A 21,783-nucleotide genomic window follows, 5' to 3' on the forward strand; every position below is an offset into this window, starting at 1 on the left:
CATGCGTGACTCTGCTTTTCTGCAACAGCTTTTTGCCGGTGAACAGGTATTCCTGATTCCTGAACCTGATGACGTTTCTCCGGAAATTCCTGTACCGGCGGCTGCCGCTCCGGTAGTTGCTGCTGAACAGCCGGTAGAAGAGCCGGTTGCGGAGGCTCCTGTTGCCGCTCCTGTACCCGATCCGATTCCGGCGACGCCTGTCGCTGAGCCCCTGCCTGCGGCCTTCAGGCATCAGGTACTGATTCTGGTGGATAATCCGTCGGCGGAAGACCTGACCCTCCTCGAAAACATCCTCAAGGCTGTCAATCTTTCGCTGGATTCGGTGGAGTTGCTCGACCTGGCCAAGGTGGCAGGCCTGCGCTACAAGGAGTTGCTCAACGACCAGTATCTGCATCACCTGTTGTCGTTCGGCGTGCCGCTGAAGAAGGTCGGTCTTCAGATCTTTCTCATGCCGTATCAGGCCCGGCAGGTGGAAGGGGTTCAGTTTTTGCTCGTCGATCCGCTGCAGGATATCCAGGCTGATAAAGACAAGAAAAAAGCCCTCTGGAGGGTACTGAAGCAGTTGTTTACGATCTGATACGATTCTGACTATCAGGCGTTTTTTGTTATTTTTTCAATTTTCCACCTGTCTTGTACCGACGAAACCGCCCGTTTTTACGTTAGTATCGGGTGTCAGGACATTTATCGCCGCCTTTCCGTTGAAACACTTTATTCAGGCCTCCCGTCGCACGGCCTATTCACGAGCTTTCACCCGAATACAGCTTCCATCCTTCGAAACATTTCTACTTCACTAATCAGGCATTCATACCGTTTCCGGCCGGAAACAGCCAATGCCGCTTTGTCTTATTTACCAATACGAATCGGATGGAAAAAAACGAGCAACAGGACCCGGACTACCACCACGGCTATTCCAGCGGAATGGACCGGGCAAATCCCGAAATATACGAAGGTTACTTATCGAGCGTGGTTAGTTACGACCGCCTTCGTCACCTCATCACCGACTACCGGGAAGAGTTGAAGGAGGCCGACCAGGATTTCCGGCAAACGCGTGAAGAGCAGCTCCAGACGTATGGCGCCCTTCAGCAGCATGTCGGAAAACTGGACGCTATTCAGAAAGAAGTCGGCCGGCAGGACAGGCAGGTACAGGAGACCGAAGCCGAAATAGAAGAACTGGAAGACCGCTACCGCAAAGCTGCTCCCAAATACTCCCTTTTTGCCGGGTTGCTGTACTTCGTGGCGGGGCTTTCGTTTGTGGCCGGTGACCTGATTATTTCCCACGAAATCGTCGCCTATGCCCTCAATATCCGGAATACCACCGAAGCCTGGTTTTTTGCGGTAGGTCTGGCGATGGTATCGATTCTGCTGAAGCCGGTTTACGACCGGCTGATTGAAGGTCCGTATCTGCAGAATCAGGAGTCGAGCCGGAAACTATATGCCGTTTTCAAACTAACCCTGGCTGTTTTCTCGATACTGACGCTCTTTATTCTGGGCTGGTTCCGGTACGAAGCCTACCGGACTGACAAGCTCAAGCAAGCCATTACCCAGAACGTCAAAAACCTTCAGCTCCAGCAGTCCGACCCCAACTCCTCGGCTGCTATCCAGCAGGTAGAGAAGCAGCTCCAGCAGGTAGACGTCCTGAATCAGGGGCTGGTGACGAGCCCGTTTGCCCTCGCGTCGTTTGTACTGAGCGGCGTGCTGTTTGCCGTTGCCGGCGCCGTTTGTCTCGGGATTTCGTTCCCGGTACTACAAGGCTTCTGGTTCCGGTGGCTGCAGGCTGGTCCACGGCTGAAACGGCTGAAAAAGCTGCGTGCCGGTCAGTTGCAGGCCCTTTCTGAAACGGAGCAGGGCATGACCGAGCATCAGATCCGCAAGGAAACGCTTGAAAACAAACTCGAAACGCTGACGCCCCTCGCCGATCTCGACCAGCGGCGGAAAGACCTCCGGGAAATCATCCGCAAACTGGAAGAAGAATGCAAGGTGGCGGAAATCAACCGGCGTATCGCGGCTTTCAACGACGGTTTCTCCAAAGGCGAGCACGCCCGCAGCCAGATGGACGAAGACGAGTGGAAGCAGTCGCGGAACGGCATCAAAACCAACGGACATCATACCGAGCCGAAAGTCAACGGAGAGTCCCATTAATCAAAAAAGCCCGTCGGATTTCGACGGGCTTTTTGGTTGCTAGTTATTGCTGACCGTGTGGCTACCTTTCTCATAAGGAGTACCAAACCGGTAGTTGGCTGCTTTGTAAAGTTCTTCTTCCGGCAGGGATTTGAAGTACTCGTACGTGCGCCGGAGACCTTCTTCCCGGGCGATCTGCGGCTCCCATTTGAGAATCTCGCGGGCACGGGTGATATCCGGACGGCGCTGCTTCGGATCGTCCTGCGGCAGGGGCTTGAAGATCAGTTGCTGGGTAGTTCCCGTGAGCTTGATGATCTCTTCCCCGAACTGCTTGATGGTGATTTCAACGGGGTTACCGATGTTGACCGGCTCGGCATAGTCGCTCTTCAACAGGCGGTAAATACCTTCCACCAGGTCGTCTACATAGCAGAACGAGCGGGTTTGGGAACCGTCGCCGAATACCGTCAGGTCTTCTCCGCGAATCGCCTGACCGATAAATGCCGGCAGTACGCGGCCGTCGTTCAACCGCATCCGGGGACCATAGGTATTGAAGATCCGGACGATGCGGGTCTCGACGCCGTGGTAGCGGTGGTAGGCCATGGTAATGGCTTCCTGGAAACGCTTCGCTTCGTCATATACGCCGCGGGGACCGATCGGGTTGACGTGGCCCCAGTAGTCTTCCGTCTGCGGGTGAACCAGGGGATCGCCGTATACTTCCGACGTCGACGCTACCAGAATCCGGGCGCCTTTGGCTTTCGCCAGCCCCAGGCAGTTGTGCGTACCGAGGGACCCTACTTTCAGCGTCTGAATCGGGATTTTGAGGTAATCAATCGGGCTGGCCGGACTGGCAAAATGAAGGATATAGTCGAGGTCACCGGAAATATCGATGTACTTGGAGACATCGTGGTGGATGAATTCGAACGTCGGCAGGGAACGCAGGTGCTCGATATTCTTCAGGTCACCCGTGATCAGGTTATCCATCCCGATGACGTAGCAGCCCTCCTTGATAAACCGGTCACACAAATGGGATCCCAGAAAACCGGCCGCACCGGTGATTAAGACTCGTTTCATACAGAAAGTAGAAGATAAAGAATCAGCGGGGAAGTGCTCCCCGCTGACGTCTGTTAGTTTATTTTCTCACGACCGACAGAGATATAGGTATATCCCCGTTCGCGCATATCGTCGAGTTCGTAGACGTTCCGTCCGTCAAAGATCACTTTATTTTTCAGACGGGTTTCGATTTTTTCGAATTCCGGAGTACGGAATTGCGGCCATTCCGTCATGATCATCAGGGCGTCGGCGTCGACCAGGGCCGAGTAGGCATCCTTGGTGAATGTCACCTTCGGTCCGATATCGGAAAGGTTGGCCACGTTTTCCATCGCTTCCGGATCATAGGCTTTGACAGAAGCGCCACGGGCCAGCAGCTCACGGATGTTGTACAACGCGGGCGCTTCGCGGATATCATCGGTGTAAGGCTTGAAGGCCAGCCCCCATACCGCGATGGTTTTGCCTTTGAGGTCGCCCCCGAAATAACTTTCCACGTGCGGAATCAGCTTGGTCTTCTGGTCTTCGTTGACCGTCATCACCGACTTGAGAATGGCGAAGTCGTATGCGTAATCTTCTGACGTCTTGTGCAATGCCTGAACGTCTTTCGGGAAGCAGGAGCCACCGTACCCGATCCCTGCAAAGAGGAACCGCTTGCCGATCCGGCTGTCGGTCCCGATCCCGCGGCGGATATCGTCTACATTCGCGCCAACCCGCTCGCACAGGTTCGCGATTTCATTCATAAAGGTAATTTTCACGGCCAGGAACGCGTTGGCGGCATATTTGGTCATTTCTGCCGAACGTTCATCCATGAAAATAATGGGGTTCCCCTGACGGACCAGCGGCGCATAAAGCTTATTCATCATTGCGCGGGCCTTGTCGGAGCTCGTTCCGATGACGACGCGGTCCGGCTTCATGAAATCTTCCACCGCGACGCCCTCCCGGAGAAATTCCGGGTTGGAAATGACGTCGAAATCGACAGTTGCATTGGCTGCGATGGCTTCCCGGACTTTCTCAGCGGTTCCGACAGGTACCGTTGATTTGTCGATGACGACCGCATAATGCTTCAGCAGCGGTCCGAGGTCTTTGGCGACGCCGAGGATGTATTTCAGGTCGGCTGAACCGTCTTCGCCCGGAGGCGTCGGCAGGGCCAGGAAGATGACTTCGGCGCCTTCGATTCCTTCTGCCAGGGAGGTCGTGAATTGCAGGCGTCCTTCCGCGGAGTTACGCAGAAACAGCTCTTCCAGACCCGGTTCATAAATGGGAATAATCCCGCTTTTCATTTTCTCGACCTTGCGCGCGTCGATATCGATACAAGTGACCTGGTTGCCCGTTTCTGCAAAACAGGTCCCCGTTACCAGACCTACATAGCCCGTTCCTACTACGGCTAATTTCATATGTATGACAGTTCGTTGAACAGATTAAATCAACTGGGTGGATTTTGCACTTTCTAAATAAGTGGCACAAAAATAGAGTATTTCGGTAAATGCCGCCTTCCGGAGCCTGATTTTGACTAAACGGCCGCCAAAGAGCAGTTTGAGGTGGTTTTTGCGCCGTAATCACCGATACGTTCTGCCGGACGAAGCCTATTCCGACGGTAAACAGGTAGCGGGGCGTCTGCTTCGTCTTTCTCAAAAATTGAACTATTCCTTTTTCAGATAGTCTTATAATTTGTTTTATAGAGAAAAATACCCTCCTTTACGAAAACCGGTCGGTAAAACCGGCAGGTTCTCATTCATCAACAGCTGAAGAAATGCTTTTATCAACCGACACACAGGCCAACTGTGACCTGATTGCTGCCTCCGTCCGGGATTTCGCCGTTCGGAACATACAGCCACACGTACGGGAGTGGGACGACGCGCAGTTTTTCCCGAAAGACCTTTTTCATCGTCTCGGCGAACTGGGTGTGATGGGCGTGCTGGTACCGGAGCAATACGGCGGCGCCGGCTTCGGCTATGCCGAGTATGTGACGGCCATCGTCGAATTGTCGCGCGTGGACCCGTCTATCGGCTTATCCATGGCGGCGCATAACTCCCTCTGCACCAACCATATTCTGTTGTTCGGAAACGAATGGCAGAAGAATACGTTTCTCCCGAAACTCGCTTCCGGGGAATGGCTCGGCGCCTGGGGCCTGACTGAACCCAATACAGGATCAGACGCCGGTAACATGCGGACCGTCGCCATTCGGGACGGAGACCATTGGGTACTAAACGGCGCCAAGAACTTTATTACGCATGGAAAAAGCGGCGACGTCGCCGTTGTCATTGCGCGTACGGGTACGGCGGGCGACCGCCACCACTCCACTGCTTTTGTCGTCGAGCGGGATACGCCCGGCTTTTCCGGCGGACGCAAGGAAGACAAACTCGGCATGCGGGCGTCTGAAACGGCGGAAATGCTTTTTCAGGACTGCCGTATTCCGGATACGCATCGGCTCGGAGAAGTGGGCGAAGGCTTCGTTCAGTCGCTCAAGGTACTCGACGGCGGCCGCATTTCGATCGCAGCCCTCAGCCTCGGTACCGCGATCGGCGCATACGAGCATGCTCTCGCGTATGCCCAGCAGCGGGAGCAATTCGGAAAGAAGATCGCTGATTTTCAGGCTATAGGCTTCAAACTGGCAGATATGGCAACGGAAATCGAAGCAGCGCGCCTCCTTACCTTTCACGCCGCGGCGCTGAAAGATCAGAACCTTCCTGTCACCAAAGCATCGGCAATGGCGAAGCTATATGCATCGGAGGTGTCGGTGCGCGTTGCCAACGAAGCCGTGCAGATTTTCGGGGGATATGGTTTTACGAAAGACTACCCCGTTGAGAAATACTACCGCGACTGCAAGCTCTGCACCATCGGAGAAGGTACCAGCGAAATTCAGAAACTGGTGATTTCGAGGCAGATATTGAAATAGGCTGTAAGCAGTAGGCTGTAGGCTGTAGGCTGTAAGCTGTAAGCTATAGGCTTTAGAATATCGTCCCGATTTGTGTCGTGTACAGCCTATTGCCAGGAGCCTATAGCATACTGCCTACAGCTTATAGCCTCTTGCTTACTGCTTAAAGCCCTTTTCCCCGTATCTTTCCCCCCAAAAACCAAACGACCCGTGACCAACGAAGCGATCGTAGAATTGCTGGAGCTGACAGCCAAGCTGCTGGAGCTCCACGGAGAAAATGACTTCAAAATCCGCGGCTATTCGACGGCGGTTTTTAACCTCGATAAATCGACCGCCGACCTCTCCTCCCTTACCCTGGCGGAGCTGTCTTTGCAGCCGGGAGTGGGCAAGAGTATTGCCTCGAAAATAGACGAAATCCGGACGACAGGTACTTCGAAAGAACTCACCGAACTGCTTTCCAAAACACCGGAAGGTATTCTGGAGATGTTCCGGATTAAAGGCATCGGTCCGAAAAAGATCCGGGTTATCTGGCAGGAACTGGGTATCACGGATACCCGGGAGCTCATGCTGGCCTGCGAAAACGGCGAAATCGCCAAGCTCAAAGGTTTCGGCGAAAAAACGCAGGAGACCATTCGGACTAACCTGCTCTTCCTTCAGACCAACTCCTCCAAACTGCGTATGGACAAGGCCCAGGCGCTGGCGGAAGTGTTGTATGATACGCTCGAAAAGCAGTTTCAGGTGGAAATTACGGGAGATGTACGCCGAAAAATGGAGGTTGTTGACGAGATACAGCTTGTCGTCGGCGCCGAAGACCCCCTGGCTGTGCAGCGCTACCTCAATGCGCAGGACTTTCTTCAACAGGATGAAAAAGCCTCTACGCCGTTTACCTGGCGCGGGCGGTTTACCGATAAGCATATTCCGGTGGAAGTGACGGTCACACAACCGGCACTTTTTGCCAATCAGGTATTGATTCGCTCGGCATCGGAAGCTCACCTCAATCACGTCGTCGAGAATACGACATTGCTGCGTGTGGCGTCAAAAGAGCCGTTCGACAGCGAAGAGGCCATTTACGCGAAGCTGGGCCTGCCCTACCTTTCTCCTGAATTGCGGGAAGGCGGGGATGAGTTTGAACCGGAATCGCCGCGGCGGCGGCCCGACCTGATTACCTGGGAAGCCCTCCGCGGGACGGTCCATAACCACTCCACCTGGTCCGACGGCCAGCATACGCTCGAGCAAATGGCCCGGGCTGCCGCTGCCCTCGGACTGGAATACCTGGGTATCGCGGACCATTCCAAGACGGCTTTCTATGCACGCGGGCTTTCCGAAGAACAGATCCTCGACCAGCATAAGGAAATTGATCAGCTCAACCAGAAATTTGTAGCAGAAGGACTTAACTTCCGTATTTTCAGAGGAATAGAATCAGATATTTTGAGCGATGGATCGCTGGATTACCCGGACGATGTACTGGCCTCTTTCGAGTTTATCGTTGCCTCCGTACACTCCAACCTGACGATGACGGAAGAAAAAGCGATGCAGCGGCTGATCCGGGCTGTCGAAAATCCGTATACGACGATTCTCGGTCACCCGACCGGGCGCCTGCTCCTCTCGCGCCCCGGCTATCCGGTCAACCATACCTACCTGATCGACGCATGTGCAGCCAATGGCGTTGTGCTGGAGTTGAATGCCAGTCCATACCGGCTCGATGTCGACTGGCGCTGGATTCCCTATGCGCTCGAAAAAGGCGTTCTGATTTCCATCAATCCGGACGCCCACGAAATGGACGGATACCTCGATATGCACTACGGCGTAGCCGTGGCCCGCAAAGGCGGCCTGACCGTTCCGATGACGTTCAATGCCCTCGGCGCCGCTGATATGGACGCCTACCTCCGCCGCCGCAGAGGGCTTTGATTCAAAAAACTTCCTGCCTGCCCGCTCCGAAAAGGGGTGGGCAGGCATTTATTTTGCACCGCGAACGATCCGGATCCGATCCGGGTTGCTCCTGTACGGACCGGCAGAAAGCCGGTCATACTTCACTCCGAAAATGACCCGTAAAGTAAACGTCGGGCTGGTACAGATGTCGTGTTCGGCAGATGTACAGGCCAATTTCCGGAAAGCGGAAGCCGGCATCCGAGAGGCGGCTGCCAAAGGCGCGCAGATCGTCTGCCTGCAGGAACTCTTCACGTCCCTGTATTTCTGTGATGTCGAAGATCCGGCGAATTTTAACCTGGCGGAACCGATCCCGGGGCCGTCGACCGACCGCCTACAGACGCTTGCCGCCGAGCTGGGCGTCGTCATCGTCGCTTCCCTCTTTGAGAAGCGTGCTGCCGGTCTGTACCATAATACCACCGCCATCCTCGATGCCGACGGCTCGTATCTTGGCAAATACCGGAAAATGCATATTCCGGATGATCCGGGGTATTACGAAAAATACTATTTCACACCCGGGGACCTGGGTTACAAGGTTTTTGAAACAAAATACGCCAAAATCGGCGTGCTGATCTGCTGGGATCAGTGGTACCCGGAAGCATCGCGGATTACGGCGCTGATGGGCGCGGAAATCCTGTTTTACCCGACTGCGATCGGCTGGGATGTCAATGAGCCCGACGCGACGGTCAATCAGGAACAATACGATGCCTGGCAGACCATTCAGCGCAGCCATGCCGTAGCCAACGGCGTATACGTGGTTTCGGTGAACCGGGTAGGCCGCGAAGCCGACCAGCAGTTCTGGGGCGGGAGCTTCGTGGCGAAACCTCACGGAAGTCTGCTGTACCTGGCGCCTCATAACGAGGAAGTTGTTCATGTTCAGGAACTTGACATGGCGGTGTCCGACCATATCCGTACGACCTGGCCCTACTTCCGCGACCGGCGCATCGATTCTTATCAGCCGATTACCCGGCGGTTTATAGACGAATAACGAAGGCGGTTCAAACCGCCTTTTCTTTTTTCCTGTGAAGAATACCTTTATCCTGAACGGCCTGCTCTTTGCGGCACTGTGGGCCTCCGCTTCTTCTGCCGCCAAATTCGGGCTGCTTTCGGTTGAGCCGATGGTTTTGTTTGACATCCGCTTTTTCGGGGCCGGTACCCTCCTGCTCCTGTATGCCCTGCTGGTGGAACGGCAACGCCTGCCCCGGGACGGGGAGTGGAAGCAACTCCTGGTTTTCGGCCTGCTGAATACGACAATCTACCTCGGTTTTTTTGTTTTCGCGATGAAGCAGGTAGCCGCGGGAATAGGCAGTCTGGCGACGGCCACCAATCCCCTGCTGATCACGGTTATTTCCGCTTTCTGGACGCGAAAGAAAGTGGAAAAGGGCGAATGGCTCGCCATTGCGCTGGGTATGACCGGCGTGGCTATCGCAACTTATCCCCTGCTGCAAAACAGCTTTGCCACGCCGCAGGGACTGCTATTGCTCTTCCTGAGTATGGTTTCATATTCGGCGGCGACGATCTACTATTCCGAGATCGACTGGAAACTATCCCGCAGCAGTATCAACGGTTGGCAAAACGTGATAGCGGGTTTGATGAGTATTCCGCTGATCTGGCTCTTTCACAAGGAAGATAACCATTTTGACGCCCGCTTCTGGGGCGCGGAAATCTGGTTGATGATACCGGTGTCGGTTCTCGCCATCCAGGTATGGCTCAAGCTGTTGAAGACGGATGCTGTGCGGGCATCGCTTTTCCTGTTTTTATGCCCGGTTTTCGGATTTGCGTATGCGACGTTTTTGCTGGATGAACCGTTTACGTGGTATACCGTCGCCGGTACAGCCTTTGTATTGACGGGTTTGTGGATCGGGCAGCGGGTGAGGCGGGGGTAATCGGTAATCGGTTTTCAGTTTTCGGTTTATTGTTTTCAGTTGGAAGAGAGAGGGGTTTGTGATTTGGGGAGGTTTGTGATTTGCAGTAGGCGCAGCCTACTAATTAAAAAAGTGCGTAGCGGATGCTACGCACGGCGGGAGAGGGTTCAGGTAATACTATTTCGATAATAGAGACATAGGGGCTTGCCTGGTTGACAGGCTCAGTTTCTGTTGAGTTTAAGTGTTCAACTGTCCTTAGCGCTAAACCAGTCGTATTGGCCGCCGTGCGTAGCATCCGCTACGCACTTTTTTAATTAGTAGGCTGCGCCTACTGCAAATCACAAACCTCCCCAAATCACAAACCCCTCTCTCTTCCAACTGAAAACAATAAACCGAAAACTGAAAACCGATTACCGATTACCCCCGCTTCACCCGCTTCATCACCGTCGCAAACAATCCGTTGACTTCGGGTGAAATACGGAAATAAATCAGCAGCGTTGCGAAAACAAGCGTTACGACTGACCCGCGGAGGGCAATACCGAGTAAGTGCGTCCAGGTATCGTGCCCGAGGTCGGGAACGAGGAAAGAAGCGGCATAGGCGGCGAGGCCGACGCCTGCGGCCCGGAGTGTTTCGCCGCTGAAGGGAACAATGCGGAACTTCCACCAGACAAACGCCCCGCGGGCGATGCTGTAGGAGGTTATCGTGATCGCCGTCGCCATGGCCGCACCGGTAAACCCGAACGCCGGAATCAGCACGTGATTCAACGCGATATTGGCGACGCCAAGCAGCAGAACCAGCGCTGTCGACACTTTATAATACCGGGAATATCCCATGATTTCGCTTGACATTCCCCCCGACATATCCAGCAGGCTGGTGAGCGAAAACAGCAGGACAACCGTCGTACCTTCCCGGAAAACGTCACCCTTCGGCATCAGACCAAACAGGTCGCCGAGGCTCGTCCAGATTCCCACAAAAAGAAAAAGACCCGCCAGCAACTGGTGCAGCGCCACTTTGCGGTGCATGTTCTGGGTCGAAGCGTAGTCTTCCTGCATCAGGGACTGCGCTACCAGCGGTATGGCAATCTGTGTCAGGGATTTACGTGGTATCTCGATCATGGAGGCGATCAGGTAGGCAATGAAGAAAATCCCGGCTTCGCGCTGCCCCTGGTAGTGCCCGATCATGGATTGGTCCAGGTACTTGCACAACGAAGTACCGACAGCGCCAAGCGCCGCAACTCCGCCGAAGCGGATCATGTCTTTCAGGACCGGACGGACAAGATCCCACGAAATCGAAGCGAGATACAGCTTCCCCATCCCTGCCAGGTATACCAGCAACCCAAGACTGATGAGACCGTAGGACAGTACGTACAACGTCACAAACGTCTCAAAATCAATCCAGTGCAGGCCATAGGCGATGATAACGCCCATGTTGGCGAGTTTTACGACGACCTCCCGCAGTACGGCCGGAACGGCAATACGCTGGAGATTCCGGCAATAGGATTCCAGCACGCCCTGCAACAGGTTGAAGCCTGTCAGCCAGACAAGCAGAAAGTAGTTATCGACCAGTTCCGGCGACTTTTCCTGGTAATAGGCCGTAAACCAGGCCTTTCCCCCGAAATACACCGCCATATACAGCAGAAAATAAAAGCCTGTATAGAGCAGCAAAAACGTCAGAAAACCGTGGTGACGGGCCTCGTCGTCGCGAAAGCGGCTGAAATACCGGTCGGCGATGGACGGTCCCCCGAAATTGAAAATTGAATAAAACAGCAGCCCCATCATGAAGAGGGAGCGGGTAAGTCCCAGCTCGGCCTCTGTCAGGATTTTGGTAGCTACCCAGAGTTGATTGACGGAGCCGATGGCTACTCCGAAATACGTAACGAAGCTGGCCTTCAGGCTCTGGCGAATGACGATTCCCAAGGATACAAGAGTCTTAAACTTCCCACTCAAACGTAATCGCCTGCTCAATATCCGGATGGAGGCTGAGCGCTACCGGGCAGGTATGGGCGGCATGTTCGAGTTTTTTCTTTTCCTCGTCGGACAAGGGCTTGCCGGTCTTCATCGTCAGGGCTACTTCCACCCGGTTGATTTTACGGGGACTGGCCGCCATACCCTTCGTAATGTCGATGGTCGTACCGACCAGGTCAATTCCGTCCCGGCGCGCCACGATTCCCATGATCGTCATCATACACGACCCCAGGGCAGTAGCAACCAGATCGGTCGGGGAAAAGGCCTCTCCCCTGCCGTGGTTATCGACCGGCGCATCGGTAAGAATACGGGTACCGGATTGAAGATGAGTCGCTTCGGTGCGGAGCTCGCCGAGGTAGGAAATCTGTGCGGTTGCCATAGGCAGGTAACGGGGATAAGAGTACAGGCAGCAAAGGTACGCTGATTCCGGCTTGAACGGACGACACAGACGTCGCGATTCCTGAAATCCGGCCGGAAGCAGCGGAGTGAATCCCGGTGGAAACCGCAACTTTTTCTCCGCATTCGCGGTTAGCCGATTACCTTTGCGGTATTAACCTTGCGTTGGGAATCGTACGAAAACGATACTGGGATGATAGAACTACCCGTTGTGGCACCCTCCGGTGCGGCACCCTCCGGCGCGAATATGCCCGGATCTTCTACCCGTAAGCCTGATTGGCTGCGGGTTAAACTGCCGACAGGACCGGAATACCGGAATGTCCGGCAGATTGTCGACGAATACAAACTTCATACGATTTGTCAATCGGGTAACTGCCCGAACATGGGAGAATGCTGGGGCGCCGGAACGGCCACCTTCATGATCCTCGGAAATGTCTGTACACGTTCCTGCACGTTCTGCGCGGTGGCGACGGGCCGTCCGAACGAATACGATGCCGACGAACCCCGCCGGGTAGCCGAAGCGATTAAACTGATGGGCGTCAAGCACGCCGTTATTACTTCTGTCAACCGCGACGAACTGAAAGACCGCGGCGCTGAAATCTGGCATCAGACCGTGAAGCTGACGAAGGAGCTGAGCCCGTCTACCACCATCGAAACCCTGATTCCCGATACCAAGGGAAACTGGGCAGCCCTGGAAACGATGATCTCCGCCGGCCAGGAAGTAGTTTCACATAACATGGAAACGGTAGAGCGGCTGTACCGCCCGGTGCGTCCGCAGGCGAAGTATGCCCGCAGCCTGGAGCAGATCCGCCGGACGAAGGACTTCGGCAAGCGAACCAAAACCGGTATCATGCTCGGTCTCGGCGAAACGAAAGACGAAGTTTTTCTGGCGATGGACGACCTCGTAGAAAACGGGCTGGATATTCTGACGCTGGGCCAGTACCTTCAGCCGACGAAGATGCACCACGAAGTCATCGAGTGGATTCACCCCGATACCTTCGCGATGTACCGTGAAGAAGGAGAAAAGAGAGGAATCAAGTATGTGGAGGCGGGACCGCTGGTTCGATCCAGTTACCATGCCGAACGCCACGTGAACGTATAGCGTACCGAACCCCGCCCGAACGGCGGGGTCCTTTTTTAAACAAAAGACTTGTTTCAGGGGTTAAAACGATGCTGATTGCCTGTTAGTCATCAACCCGGAACACCGTTGCATTTCGATATCGTCATTACCGGCGGCGGCATGGCCGGGCTGAGTCTGGCGTGGCACCTGAGCCGCAGCCCGCTGCGTGATAAAAAAATCCTCCTCATCGACCGGGAGCCCAAAGACCGGAACGACCGCACCTGGGGTTTCTGGGAAGCGGGAGATGGTCCCTTCGAGTCTGTTCTCAGCCGGCAGTGGTCGTCCGTCTGGTTTCATGGTTCCGGCGGATTTTCCGCAAAGCTGGGACTCGGCCCCTATCGGTATAAACTTCTCCGGGGTATTGATTTCTACCGGTTTGTCCGGGCTGAACTCGCTGCCTGCCCTTCGGTGGAATACTGCTGTTCTCCGATTCTCTCCATTACATCTTCTGCTTCCGTTGCTACTGTTACGACGGAAAAGGGAGTATTTACGGCCGACTGGTGCTTTGATAGTACCCACCTTCTTCAAGCCGTTCGCGGCGGAGATATTTCGTCCCATTCGCAGAATCTTCTCCAGCATTTCAAGGGATGGGTAATCCGGACAAAAGAACCTGCTTTTGACACCGAAACGCCCGTCATGATGGACTTTCGTATTCCCCAGCAGGGAGAATGCCGGTTTGTTTACGTATTGCCTTACTCGGCCACGGAGGCGCTTATTGAGTTTACCCTGTTTACGGAGGCACTACTCGAAGAAAGCGCTTACCGGCAGGGACTGATGGACTACATCCGGAATTTTACCGGCATCCGGGAATTTGAGATCGTGGAAGAAGAGTTCGGCATTATCCCCATGACAGATGAGAAGACGTATGAGCAGCCTTCGCCCCGCGTTATCCGGATCGGCACAGCGGGCGGCTATACGCGGGCGAGCACCGGGTATACCTTCACCCGGACGCAGAAGCGCCTGCAGCAATTGGTAGCAAACCTGAGCCGAAATTGGGAGAAATCGCCCGTGGAAAAGCTCCCCGCTCCCATCCCGCTCCGTTTCCGGTTTTACGATCAGGTATTTTTAAATGTCTTTTTACAGAAAAGATATGCAGCGGCTCCGGTATTTACCGACCTCTACCGAAAAAACCCCGCCGAAAGAATCTTTCGTTTTCTGGACGAAGAAACCGGCTTTCCGGAGGACCTTCGGGTACTTTACTCCGTAGCCATTTGGCCGTTTACCGTTGCCGCCGGTGCGGTCCTCTTCCGAAACATCTCGGAAAAGTTCAAGCGATGACCTGCCGGATTTGGTGAATTTGGGGGGAATGTACAATTTTGCAGGAGTATCCAGAGGCTCCGGTAAGGGCACCAACCGAGTTTAGAACGCTACGGTGGTTTGACGATACGGGCTTTTCACCTGACAATCAGGATATTGAAAAGTCAAAACACGTTCGAAACCTTCCCACTTGCCCGGATTGCGAGAAATCGTTTATTCGTAATTCCCAACATCAATTTTTAAGGAAAATGCCTTATTTGTTCACTTCAGAATCTGTATCCGAAGGACATCCCGACAAAGTTGCCGATCAGATCTCAGACGCCCTTATCGATAATTTCCTGGCTTTCGATCCCCAGTCGAAAGTAGCGTGTGAAACCCTCGTCACAACCGGGCAGGTAATCCTGGCCGGGGAAGTCAAATCAAGCACCTATCTTGACGTTCAGAGCATTGCCCGCGAGGTTATCCGGAAAATCGGATATACCAAGTCGGAATATATGTTTGAAGCGCATTCCTGCGGTGTTCTTTCCGCTATTCACGAACAATCCGCCGATATCAACCAGGGTGTTGACCGGTCGAGCCCCGAAGAACAGGGCGCCGGCGACCAGGGTATGATGTTCGGGTATGCAACGAAGGAGACGGAAAATTACATGCCGCTCGCCCTCGACCTGGCACACAAAATCCTGAAAGAGCTGAGCGAAATCCGGAACTACGAAGCGGAACTCCTGCCCTACCTCCGTCCGGATGCGAAGTCGCAGGTAACCATCGAATACAGCGACGACAACGTTCCCCAGCGCATTGATACCATTGTCGTTTCCACACAGCACGATGATTTTGCTGCGGATGAAATCATGCTGGCGAAGATTCGTGAGGACATCGTCAACATTGTCATTCCCCGCGTCAAGGCCAAAGTGAAGCCTGAGCTTCAAAAGCTGTTTGACGGAACGATCACGTACCACATCAACCCGACCGGCAAATTTGTCATCGGTGGCCCGCACGGCGATACCGGTCTGACCGGACGCAAGATTATCGTCGATACCTACGGCGGCAAGGGCGCGCACGGCGGTGGTGCTTTCTCCGGAAAAGATCCCTCGAAAGTAGACCGCTCAGCTGCCTATGCCACGCGTCACATTGCCAAGAACCTGGTCGCTGCCGGCGTGGCAGACGAGATCCTGGTTCAGGTTTCCTACGCAATCGGCGTGGCAGAGCCCTGCGGCTTGTACGTCAATACGTACGGCACGTCGAAAGTTGGCCTGACGGATGGCGAAATCGCGCAGAAAGTAGGTCAGATCTTCGATATGCGCCCGTACTTCATCGAGCAACGCCTCAAGCTTCGTAACCCGATCTATTCGGAAACCGCTGCCTACGGACACATGGGCCGTGAGCACCAGGTGGTAACGAAGACGTTCCGCTCTCCGGACGGCGCCGTGGTCGAGAAGGAAGTAGAACTGTTCACCTGGGAGAAACTTGACTACGCAGACCGCGTGAAAGCGGCCTTTGGTCTCTGATCCTGACTTTCCCTGAAAAGGCTGCTCTGTTTGACAGAGCAGCTTTTTTGTTTCCGGCGATAAAATCTACGGGAGGGCCTTCTATCTTTAGCGGCATTGTTCAACCCGGATCAGATGGAAGAAGAGTCCCTTCGCCGCCTTCAGGACGAAGTAGAGCGGCTATCCCGCCAATTGACGGACGCCCAGCAGCAGCTGCAGGATGTTCGGCGGCAACTACATGCATTAGCCGGCCGGCCTTCCGGTGTACCAATACCACCTCCCGCGCCCGCGCCAAAGCCGGCGCCAATACCTCCGAGACCCATCGCCAAAGCCCCAACCGAAGCCTACATCGGTGGGAACTTGCTCAGCAAAGTTGGCATCGCCGCACTGGTCATTGGAATGGCCATTTTCGTCAAGTATGCGTTTGACAACGATCTGATAGGACCATGGGGCCGCTTGCTGATGGGCTGGGGAATAGGCTGTGGTCTGGTAGCCCTGGCACTCTTCCTGAAACCCCGCTACCTGACCTATAGCGCTGTACTGCTGAGCGGAGGCGTGGCTACGGTGTATTTTACGACATACGCTTCGTTTTATTTCTATCATTTCGTCCCGTCGCCGGTTGCATTTGCTGTCATGGTCGCGACGACCCTTGTCACTGTCTGGCTGGCTACCTTGTATGATGTGGAGTGGATTGGCCTTTTCGGGCTTGTCGGCGCCTATGCCGTACCTTTTCTGGTCGGCGGAAACGGCGCACCGTGGGGACTTTTCACCTACATGACGATTTTGAATACCGGCGTTCTGGTACTTTCATACCGAAAAGACTGGCGGAAAATGAACCTGTTTGCCTTTCTGGTGACGTGGACCATTTTCGTAGCCTTTGTGCTGGATAGCAGTCGGCCGGGGTACTTTTGGACCAGCCTGGTCTTTGGAAGCATCTTCTTTCTGATGCTGTATGCCGCCCTGCTCATTCACGACACAGCCGCAAACTCCCGGCAGGCCGTTCTGATCATTCTCAATGCGCTGGTATTTCTTGTCGCCGGGCGGATTGTCCTGAAAGAAAATCCGGATTGGATACTCTTTCTCGCCGCCAATGCGGGGATACATGCAGGCGTGGCCTGGTGGCTGCGAGTACGGAATCGTTCGTTGTCGCTCACGGCCTGGTCCCTTTGCATTGTCTCCGGAATTGTTCTGGAAGAGGCCGCTGTAGGCCCCTCATTCCTGCTCCTGACCGGCATGGCAGGAGCCTGGGCATTCTACCTGACCGGATTGCAGCGAAGCATGCTTTTTCTGGTACGCTGGGGTATCGTACTGGCAGTTCTTTCGGTGCTGGTACTGTTCCGTGATTTATCCCTGCAGGCGGTTGATCATCAGGTAACAGCCTATATGAATTCTGTTTTTGTCAAACGCTTCGTGGCACTGACGTTGCTGGGCGGTATGGTATGGGCAGGCTTTTATCGTTTTCACGACCGGCGTTCTGCTTCCTGGCTCGGCGCATTGCTGTTTCTGGCCGCCTATCCCGCCGGATGGATGGAATGCTACCTGCATGGTCTGGCCGGCTCTTCATCCTTTACCCTCTTCACAGGCACGTATCTCGGCATTTCACTGCTGTTGATTGCACGGGACGCAGGGCCGGTCTGGCGGGCGATCGGCCTGGTACTGAGCGTTGTACTCTGGCTGTATCTACTGGCTGATCAGCCGTTTAGCCATCTCCGAACCCTCCGACTGGCACATCCGGATACATCCGGTGCGCTCCGGTATGCGTTGTATGCGGCCGTTGCGCTGGCCACGGCCGGGTGTTTTCTGGTGATGCGAAAAGCCTCTTCACAGCGCGTCCGGCAGGCCGCCGTCTACCTTCCGCTGGCGGCTGCCTGGTACCTGGGCAGCGAAGAGCTCGTCTCGCTTTTTGTCGGGACAGACAAAACCGCTGCCGCCGATCACTACCAACAGGCGTATCACGCCGGATGGAGCGTATTGTGGGGTGTTTATTCGTTTGTGCTGGTGGGTATAGGCTTCGGACGGCAATGGAAGCCTTTCCGGCTGGCGGGAATCACTCTGTTTGGCATCGTGGTGGCCAAACTGCTGCTGTATGACCTGAGCGGGCTGTCTTCCGGCGGCAAGATTGTGGTCTTCCTGAGCGTGGGGGTATTGTTGCTGCTGGCGTCGTTTCTCTATCAGAAATTTCGCCTGCCAGAGGAGAAAAAGGAAGCAAATGACTGAGGCGCGGGCTTCGCCCGCGCCTCAGTTCCCTACCGGATAGGCCGGAACAGCCGGCTCCACCGAACCGTATGCCAGCTATCTCCTGGAACCGGGTCGAGTGACATCCACACAAACACCGCTTTTCCGACGACGTGGTCTTCCGGAACAAACCCCCAATACCGGGAGTCGTCGGAATTATGCCGGTTGTCCCCCATCATGAAATAATAATCCTGCGTAAAGGTGTAGGAAACGAGGTCTTTTCCATTGATTTTAAGCCGATTACCGGACACCTCGACGTCTTTCTGATGTTCGTACCGACGGATAACCGGACCGTAAACCGCCATTGTCCGCGCATTGACGGGAATAGTCATTCCTTTTTTGGGTACCAGCAGCGGGCCGAAGTTATCGCGGTTCCAGGCATATGCCGGAGTGCCGTAGATGCCCGGTTCCGCGCGACCGGGTTCTTCCGTCATCGGTTCGAGACGCTGTACCCAATCCTGGCTTTTCAGGTCGTCCGCCACTTCCCGCGTGGTCAAAATCTGATAGCCGATTTTGTGAACGGCTCCGGTCGAATCCTGCTCTTCCACCGGCTGCCAGTTGATAAACGGGCCTTCCTTGGAAGCAAAGTCATTCACAATACCGTATTTCCGGAAAAAGCGATCATCCAGTTCTTCCGTCGTACGCAGCAAATAACTGGTCTGCGCGCCGGCTGGAGGCGCCATCTCCTTTCCGTTTACGAAAACATGTTCGCGGCGAATCTCAACTACATCCCCCGGCGTGCCGATGCACCGTTTGATGAGGTACGTCCGGAGATCCATCGGGTAATCCGGTTCGCCGGGTTTCGGAGGAGGAAAGTTAAAGACGACAACATCTCCGGAACGAACATGCGTAAAGCCCGGCAGCCGGTAAGTCGGCAACTGGATCAGATCGGTGTAGGATGGAATATTCGTACCCCAGATTTTCTGGTGCGTCAGCGGAACCTGCAGGGGCGTCTGTGGTGTGCGGATTCCGTAATGTAGTTTGCTCACAAATAAAAAATCCCCCACCATAAGCGAATGCTCCATAGAGGGGGTCGGAATGGCAAATGCTTCCAGGGTCAGGAAACGAATGAGCGTCGCGGCTACAACCGCAAAAGCGAGGGAGTGAAACCACTCGCGAACGGGAGAGCGGCGGGTCTTTTTTCGACTGAACATAGGCTTGATCGCTTGGAATGATGCGTCCAAACTAGCCGGTAACCCGCCTGACTCCGAGGGCTTTTACACAGACGGCATCTTACTCATGTCCATGTGCAGGACGTTCCAGCGATGCCCGTCCGGATCTACAAAACCGCCTCCGTACATCCATCCCTGATCGGAAGGCTTTCCATAGACGGTGCCTCCGGCGGCTTCCGCTTTGCGGAGGACTTCATCCACTTCTTCCCGGCTGGAGGCGTCGAACGATATCAGTATTTCATTGCCTTTTGTTGTGTCCGCTACGGCATTGCCGCAGAATCCGGCAAAGGCCGCTTCTTCGAACAGCATCAGTACGATTCCCTTGTTACCGAGGAGAAGGCTGGCGGAATCGGGCCGGTCGCCGTAATGCGCATTAAACGTGAATCCAAGCGCGGAGAAAAACGCTTTCGCCCGCGCGACGTCTTTCACAGGGAGATTAATCCAGAAGTCAGTAGCAGCCATTGTATCAGAAAGAGAGAAGGTTCGGAACGAATATACAGCATATCTGCAATCCGTCTTTGCTCTCTTCAGGAAAGGGACGGGCGAATAGATCCTTCCTGCTGTCACCCAAATGCGCCGGAAAATCGACTCACCGTATTTAGCCTTTCTCCTCTGCTGTTTTTGGAGGCAGAATATAGATAAGATTCCCTACCTAAAATGACAAGATTTCCCCCCCTGGCGTCCGGATGCGTTTCCGATATTCGCTCTGTTTCGACCATTGCCCCCCGCTTTTGTGCAGTTACTCGAATGGCCGCGGCCTACATACCAAAAAATAAGTAGGTTTCCCATGCATTGTGATCCGCAAAGCTCACATGATTAACACAATTCGATTGTTCACTCTTAATTCTATCTCTTCATGCGATTTCTTTACCTCGCACTCGGCTGTCTCGCGCTGCCGCTGGTGGCATCTGCCCAATCCAAAATCAAAGATGGTACTGTTTCCGGCAGCGGGTCGCTGCCCAACAGTGCGGCAATCCTGGAATTAGAGAGCTCGAATAAAGGGCTTCTCTACCCGCGCGTCGCGCTGTCTTCCAACACAACGACCTGGTCTCTGACCGGCAGCCCGATCGCCGGCATGGCCGTTTACAATACCAATTCAGCGCTTTCAAGCGTCAATACGGCCTATCCTGCACTGGCGGGCGGTATTGGTATCTATTACTGGGACGGTACCGGCTGGGTGGGAACAAAACCTTCCGCCGGCGGCGACTTCTGGAGCCTTACCGGTAATGCCGGAACGGACCCGCTTGTCAATTTCCTCGGAACAACCGACACCAAACCCCTTCGTTTCAAAGCTGGCAACGTGTATTCCGGTTACATCGGTCTTTCTTCTTACCCCGGTGGCGGCAGCCAGGATCTGAACACGGCATTCGGCTATGGAGCAGGCGGCGACGTTGTCAACCGCATGACGACAACCGGCGCTTTCCGGAAAATGACCGCTGTCGGACATATGGCACTTGGCGGCGCAACGCTGGCTGCCGGAGCCAATCTGACAGAAAATACGGCCATCGGGTTTGAAGCCGGTAAGGCTCTTGCCGGAACGAGCCATCGGAACACGCTGGTCGGCTCGATTGCGGGCGGCGGAATAAGTCAGGGTACGTTGAATACCCTCGTCGGCCAGGCCGCGATGGCCAGTGCTACCGGAGGAGACGGAAACGTATTCGTCGGTCAGGGTACCGGCTCGGTTTCCACGGGACCATTCAGCAACAACACCTACATCGGTACCCAGGCAGGGCTAAACAGCGGCGGAAGCGGGAATATCCACATCGGGTACAATGCCGGTTATAATAACGCCGCCAGCAACCGGCTGATGATTGACAATTCCCAGACGAATACCCCGCTGATTGACGGCGATATGGCCAATCGCGTTCTGACTGTCAATAATTCCCTGGTAATACGCGGCTCGTTCACATCACCCATCAAGAGTGTTACGGCCGATTATACCCTGACGGAAACCGACTATACGGTCGTGTGTCGTCAAACGTCTGCGATCACCATCAGTTTGCCGGACCCCGCCACATGCGCCGGCCGGATGTACTATATCATTAATAACGGAACCGTTTCAGTCAACACCAACTATTCCTTTGAAGTAGCAACCGGTGTTACCCAGAACTTCATCCCGAGAGCATTGCAGGGAATCAGCAGTCCGAATCCCAATTTCGGACAGAAGTACCTGCTGCAAAGCGACGGGACACAATGGGTGCTGATTTCTTTGGGGTAGGAAGATCGGCGACCTCAAATCTGCTTTCCATTTGAGGCGATAATCCGTGTTTTTATGTGTGAAGGACGTTAAATCAACACAAATGATAACAGCTATAATTGGCAT

The 21,783-nt window shown here is 54.5% G+C and carries 17 protein-coding genes; 11 read left to right on the plus strand and 6 right to left on the minus strand.

What is annotated here, in order from left to right:
- Nucleotide 1: 1 nt before the first annotated feature.
- Both BLR09_RS05560 and BLR09_RS05565 read left to right on the plus strand, forming a co-directional pair.
- A complete protein-coding gene (locus BLR09_RS05560) occupies nt 2-577 on the plus strand; it encodes a DNA polymerase III subunit psi (protein WP_093198845.1) in 576 nt (191 codons plus the stop codon).
- 287 nt (nt 578-864) lie between these two features.
- Nucleotides 865-2,139 carry a hypothetical protein gene (locus tag BLR09_RS05565; protein WP_093198847.1) on the plus strand — a complete coding sequence of 425 codons (1,275 nt, stop codon included), beginning with the start codon at nt 865-867 and terminating at the stop codon, nt 2,137-2,139.
- Nucleotides 2,140-2,178: 39 nt separating this feature from the next.
- Here BLR09_RS05565 and BLR09_RS05570 read toward each other — a convergent pair whose 3' ends face one another.
- Complete coding sequence (locus BLR09_RS05570; RefSeq protein WP_093198849.1) at nt 2,179-3,189, minus strand: UDP-glucuronic acid decarboxylase family protein; 1,011 nt, start codon at nt 3,187-3,189, stop codon at nt 2,179-2,181.
- 53 nt (nt 3,190-3,242) lie between these two features.
- A complete protein-coding gene (locus tag BLR09_RS05575) occupies nt 3,243-4,559 on the minus strand; it encodes a UDP-glucose dehydrogenase family protein (protein ID WP_093198853.1) in 1,317 nt (438 codons plus the stop codon).
- 356 nt (nt 4,560-4,915) lie between these two features.
- Between BLR09_RS05575 and BLR09_RS05580 the strand changes: the two genes are divergently transcribed.
- The 4 genes from BLR09_RS05580 to BLR09_RS05595 all read left to right on the plus strand — a co-directional run bounded on the left by BLR09_RS05580 (nt 4,916) and on the right by BLR09_RS05595 (nt 9,852).
- Nucleotides 4,916-6,061 carry an acyl-CoA dehydrogenase family protein gene (locus BLR09_RS05580; RefSeq protein WP_093198856.1) on the plus strand — a complete coding sequence of 382 codons (1,146 nt, stop codon included), beginning with the start codon at nt 4,916-4,918 and terminating at the stop codon, nt 6,059-6,061.
- Between the two features lie 189 nt (nt 6,062-6,250).
- A complete protein-coding gene (locus BLR09_RS05585) occupies nt 6,251-7,948 on the plus strand; it encodes a helix-hairpin-helix domain-containing protein (protein WP_093198859.1) in 1,698 nt (565 codons plus the stop codon).
- Nucleotides 7,949-8,081: 133 nt separating this feature from the next.
- The gene (locus BLR09_RS05590; protein WP_093199678.1) at nt 8,082-8,954 is read left to right on the plus strand and encodes a carbon-nitrogen hydrolase; all 873 of its coding nucleotides are present in this window, start codon (nt 8,082-8,084) and stop codon (nt 8,952-8,954) included.
- A gap of 34 nt (nt 8,955-8,988) precedes the next feature.
- Complete coding sequence (locus BLR09_RS05595) at nt 8,989-9,852, plus strand: DMT family transporter (RefSeq protein ID WP_093198863.1); 864 nt, start codon at nt 8,989-8,991, stop codon at nt 9,850-9,852.
- Between the two features lie 396 nt (nt 9,853-10,248).
- On the opposite strand, the gene BLR09_RS05600 is transcribed toward BLR09_RS05595, so the two are convergent.
- Together BLR09_RS05600 and BLR09_RS05605 are read right to left on the minus strand one after the other, a co-directional pair.
- A complete protein-coding gene (locus BLR09_RS05600; protein WP_093198865.1) occupies nt 10,249-11,748 on the minus strand; it encodes an oligosaccharide flippase family protein in 1,500 nt (499 codons plus the stop codon).
- Between the two features lie 13 nt (nt 11,749-11,761).
- Nucleotides 11,762-12,175, minus strand: a complete 414-nt coding sequence (locus BLR09_RS05605; RefSeq protein WP_093198868.1) for an OsmC family protein — start codon at nt 12,173-12,175, stop codon at nt 11,762-11,764.
- A 210-nt stretch (nt 12,176-12,385) separates the two neighbouring features.
- Here BLR09_RS05605 and lipA point away from each other — a divergent pair, with 210 nt between their 5' ends.
- The 4 genes from lipA (at nt 12,386) to BLR09_RS05625 (ending at nt 18,270) form a co-directional block, all read left to right on the plus strand.
- Nucleotides 12,386-13,294, plus strand: a complete 909-nt coding sequence (gene lipA / locus BLR09_RS05610; protein ID WP_176785467.1) for a lipoyl synthase — start codon at nt 12,386-12,388, stop codon at nt 13,292-13,294.
- A gap of 105 nt (nt 13,295-13,399) precedes the next feature.
- A complete protein-coding gene (locus BLR09_RS05615; RefSeq protein ID WP_245689871.1) occupies nt 13,400-14,590 on the plus strand; it encodes a lycopene cyclase family protein in 1,191 nt (396 codons plus the stop codon).
- 227 nt (nt 14,591-14,817) lie between these two features.
- On the plus strand, nt 14,818-16,074 hold the full coding sequence (gene metK / locus BLR09_RS05620) for a methionine adenosyltransferase (protein ID WP_093198870.1): 1,257 nt from the start codon (nt 14,818-14,820) through the stop codon (nt 16,072-16,074).
- Between the two features lie 114 nt (nt 16,075-16,188).
- Nucleotides 16,189-18,270, plus strand: a complete 2,082-nt coding sequence (locus tag BLR09_RS05625; protein WP_143011030.1) for a DUF2339 domain-containing protein — start codon at nt 16,189-16,191, stop codon at nt 18,268-18,270.
- Between the two features lie 29 nt (nt 18,271-18,299).
- Here the strand turns inward: BLR09_RS05625 and lepB are convergent, their stop codons facing one another.
- A complete protein-coding gene (gene lepB, locus BLR09_RS05630; protein WP_093198876.1) occupies nt 18,300-19,442 on the minus strand; it encodes a signal peptidase I in 1,143 nt (380 codons plus the stop codon).
- Nucleotides 19,443-19,505: 63 nt separating this feature from the next.
- The gene (locus BLR09_RS05635; protein WP_093198878.1) at nt 19,506-19,922 is read right to left on the minus strand and encodes a VOC family protein; all 417 of its coding nucleotides are present in this window, start codon (nt 19,920-19,922) and stop codon (nt 19,506-19,508) included.
- Nucleotides 19,923-20,316: 394 nt separating this feature from the next.
- On the opposite strand from BLR09_RS05635, the gene BLR09_RS05640 reads away from it, so the two are divergent.
- Nucleotides 20,317-21,678 (plus strand): hypothetical protein, encoded by a 1,362-nt coding sequence (locus BLR09_RS05640; RefSeq protein WP_093198881.1) that lies wholly within the window; start codon nt 20,317-20,319, stop codon nt 21,676-21,678.
- Nucleotides 21,679-21,783: the final 105 nt, after the last annotated feature.

Source organism: Siphonobacter aquaeclarae (genome assembly GCF_900103285.1).
In the GTDB taxonomy this organism is placed as follows: Bacteria; Bacteroidota; Bacteroidia; order Cytophagales; family Spirosomataceae; genus Siphonobacter; species Siphonobacter aquaeclarae.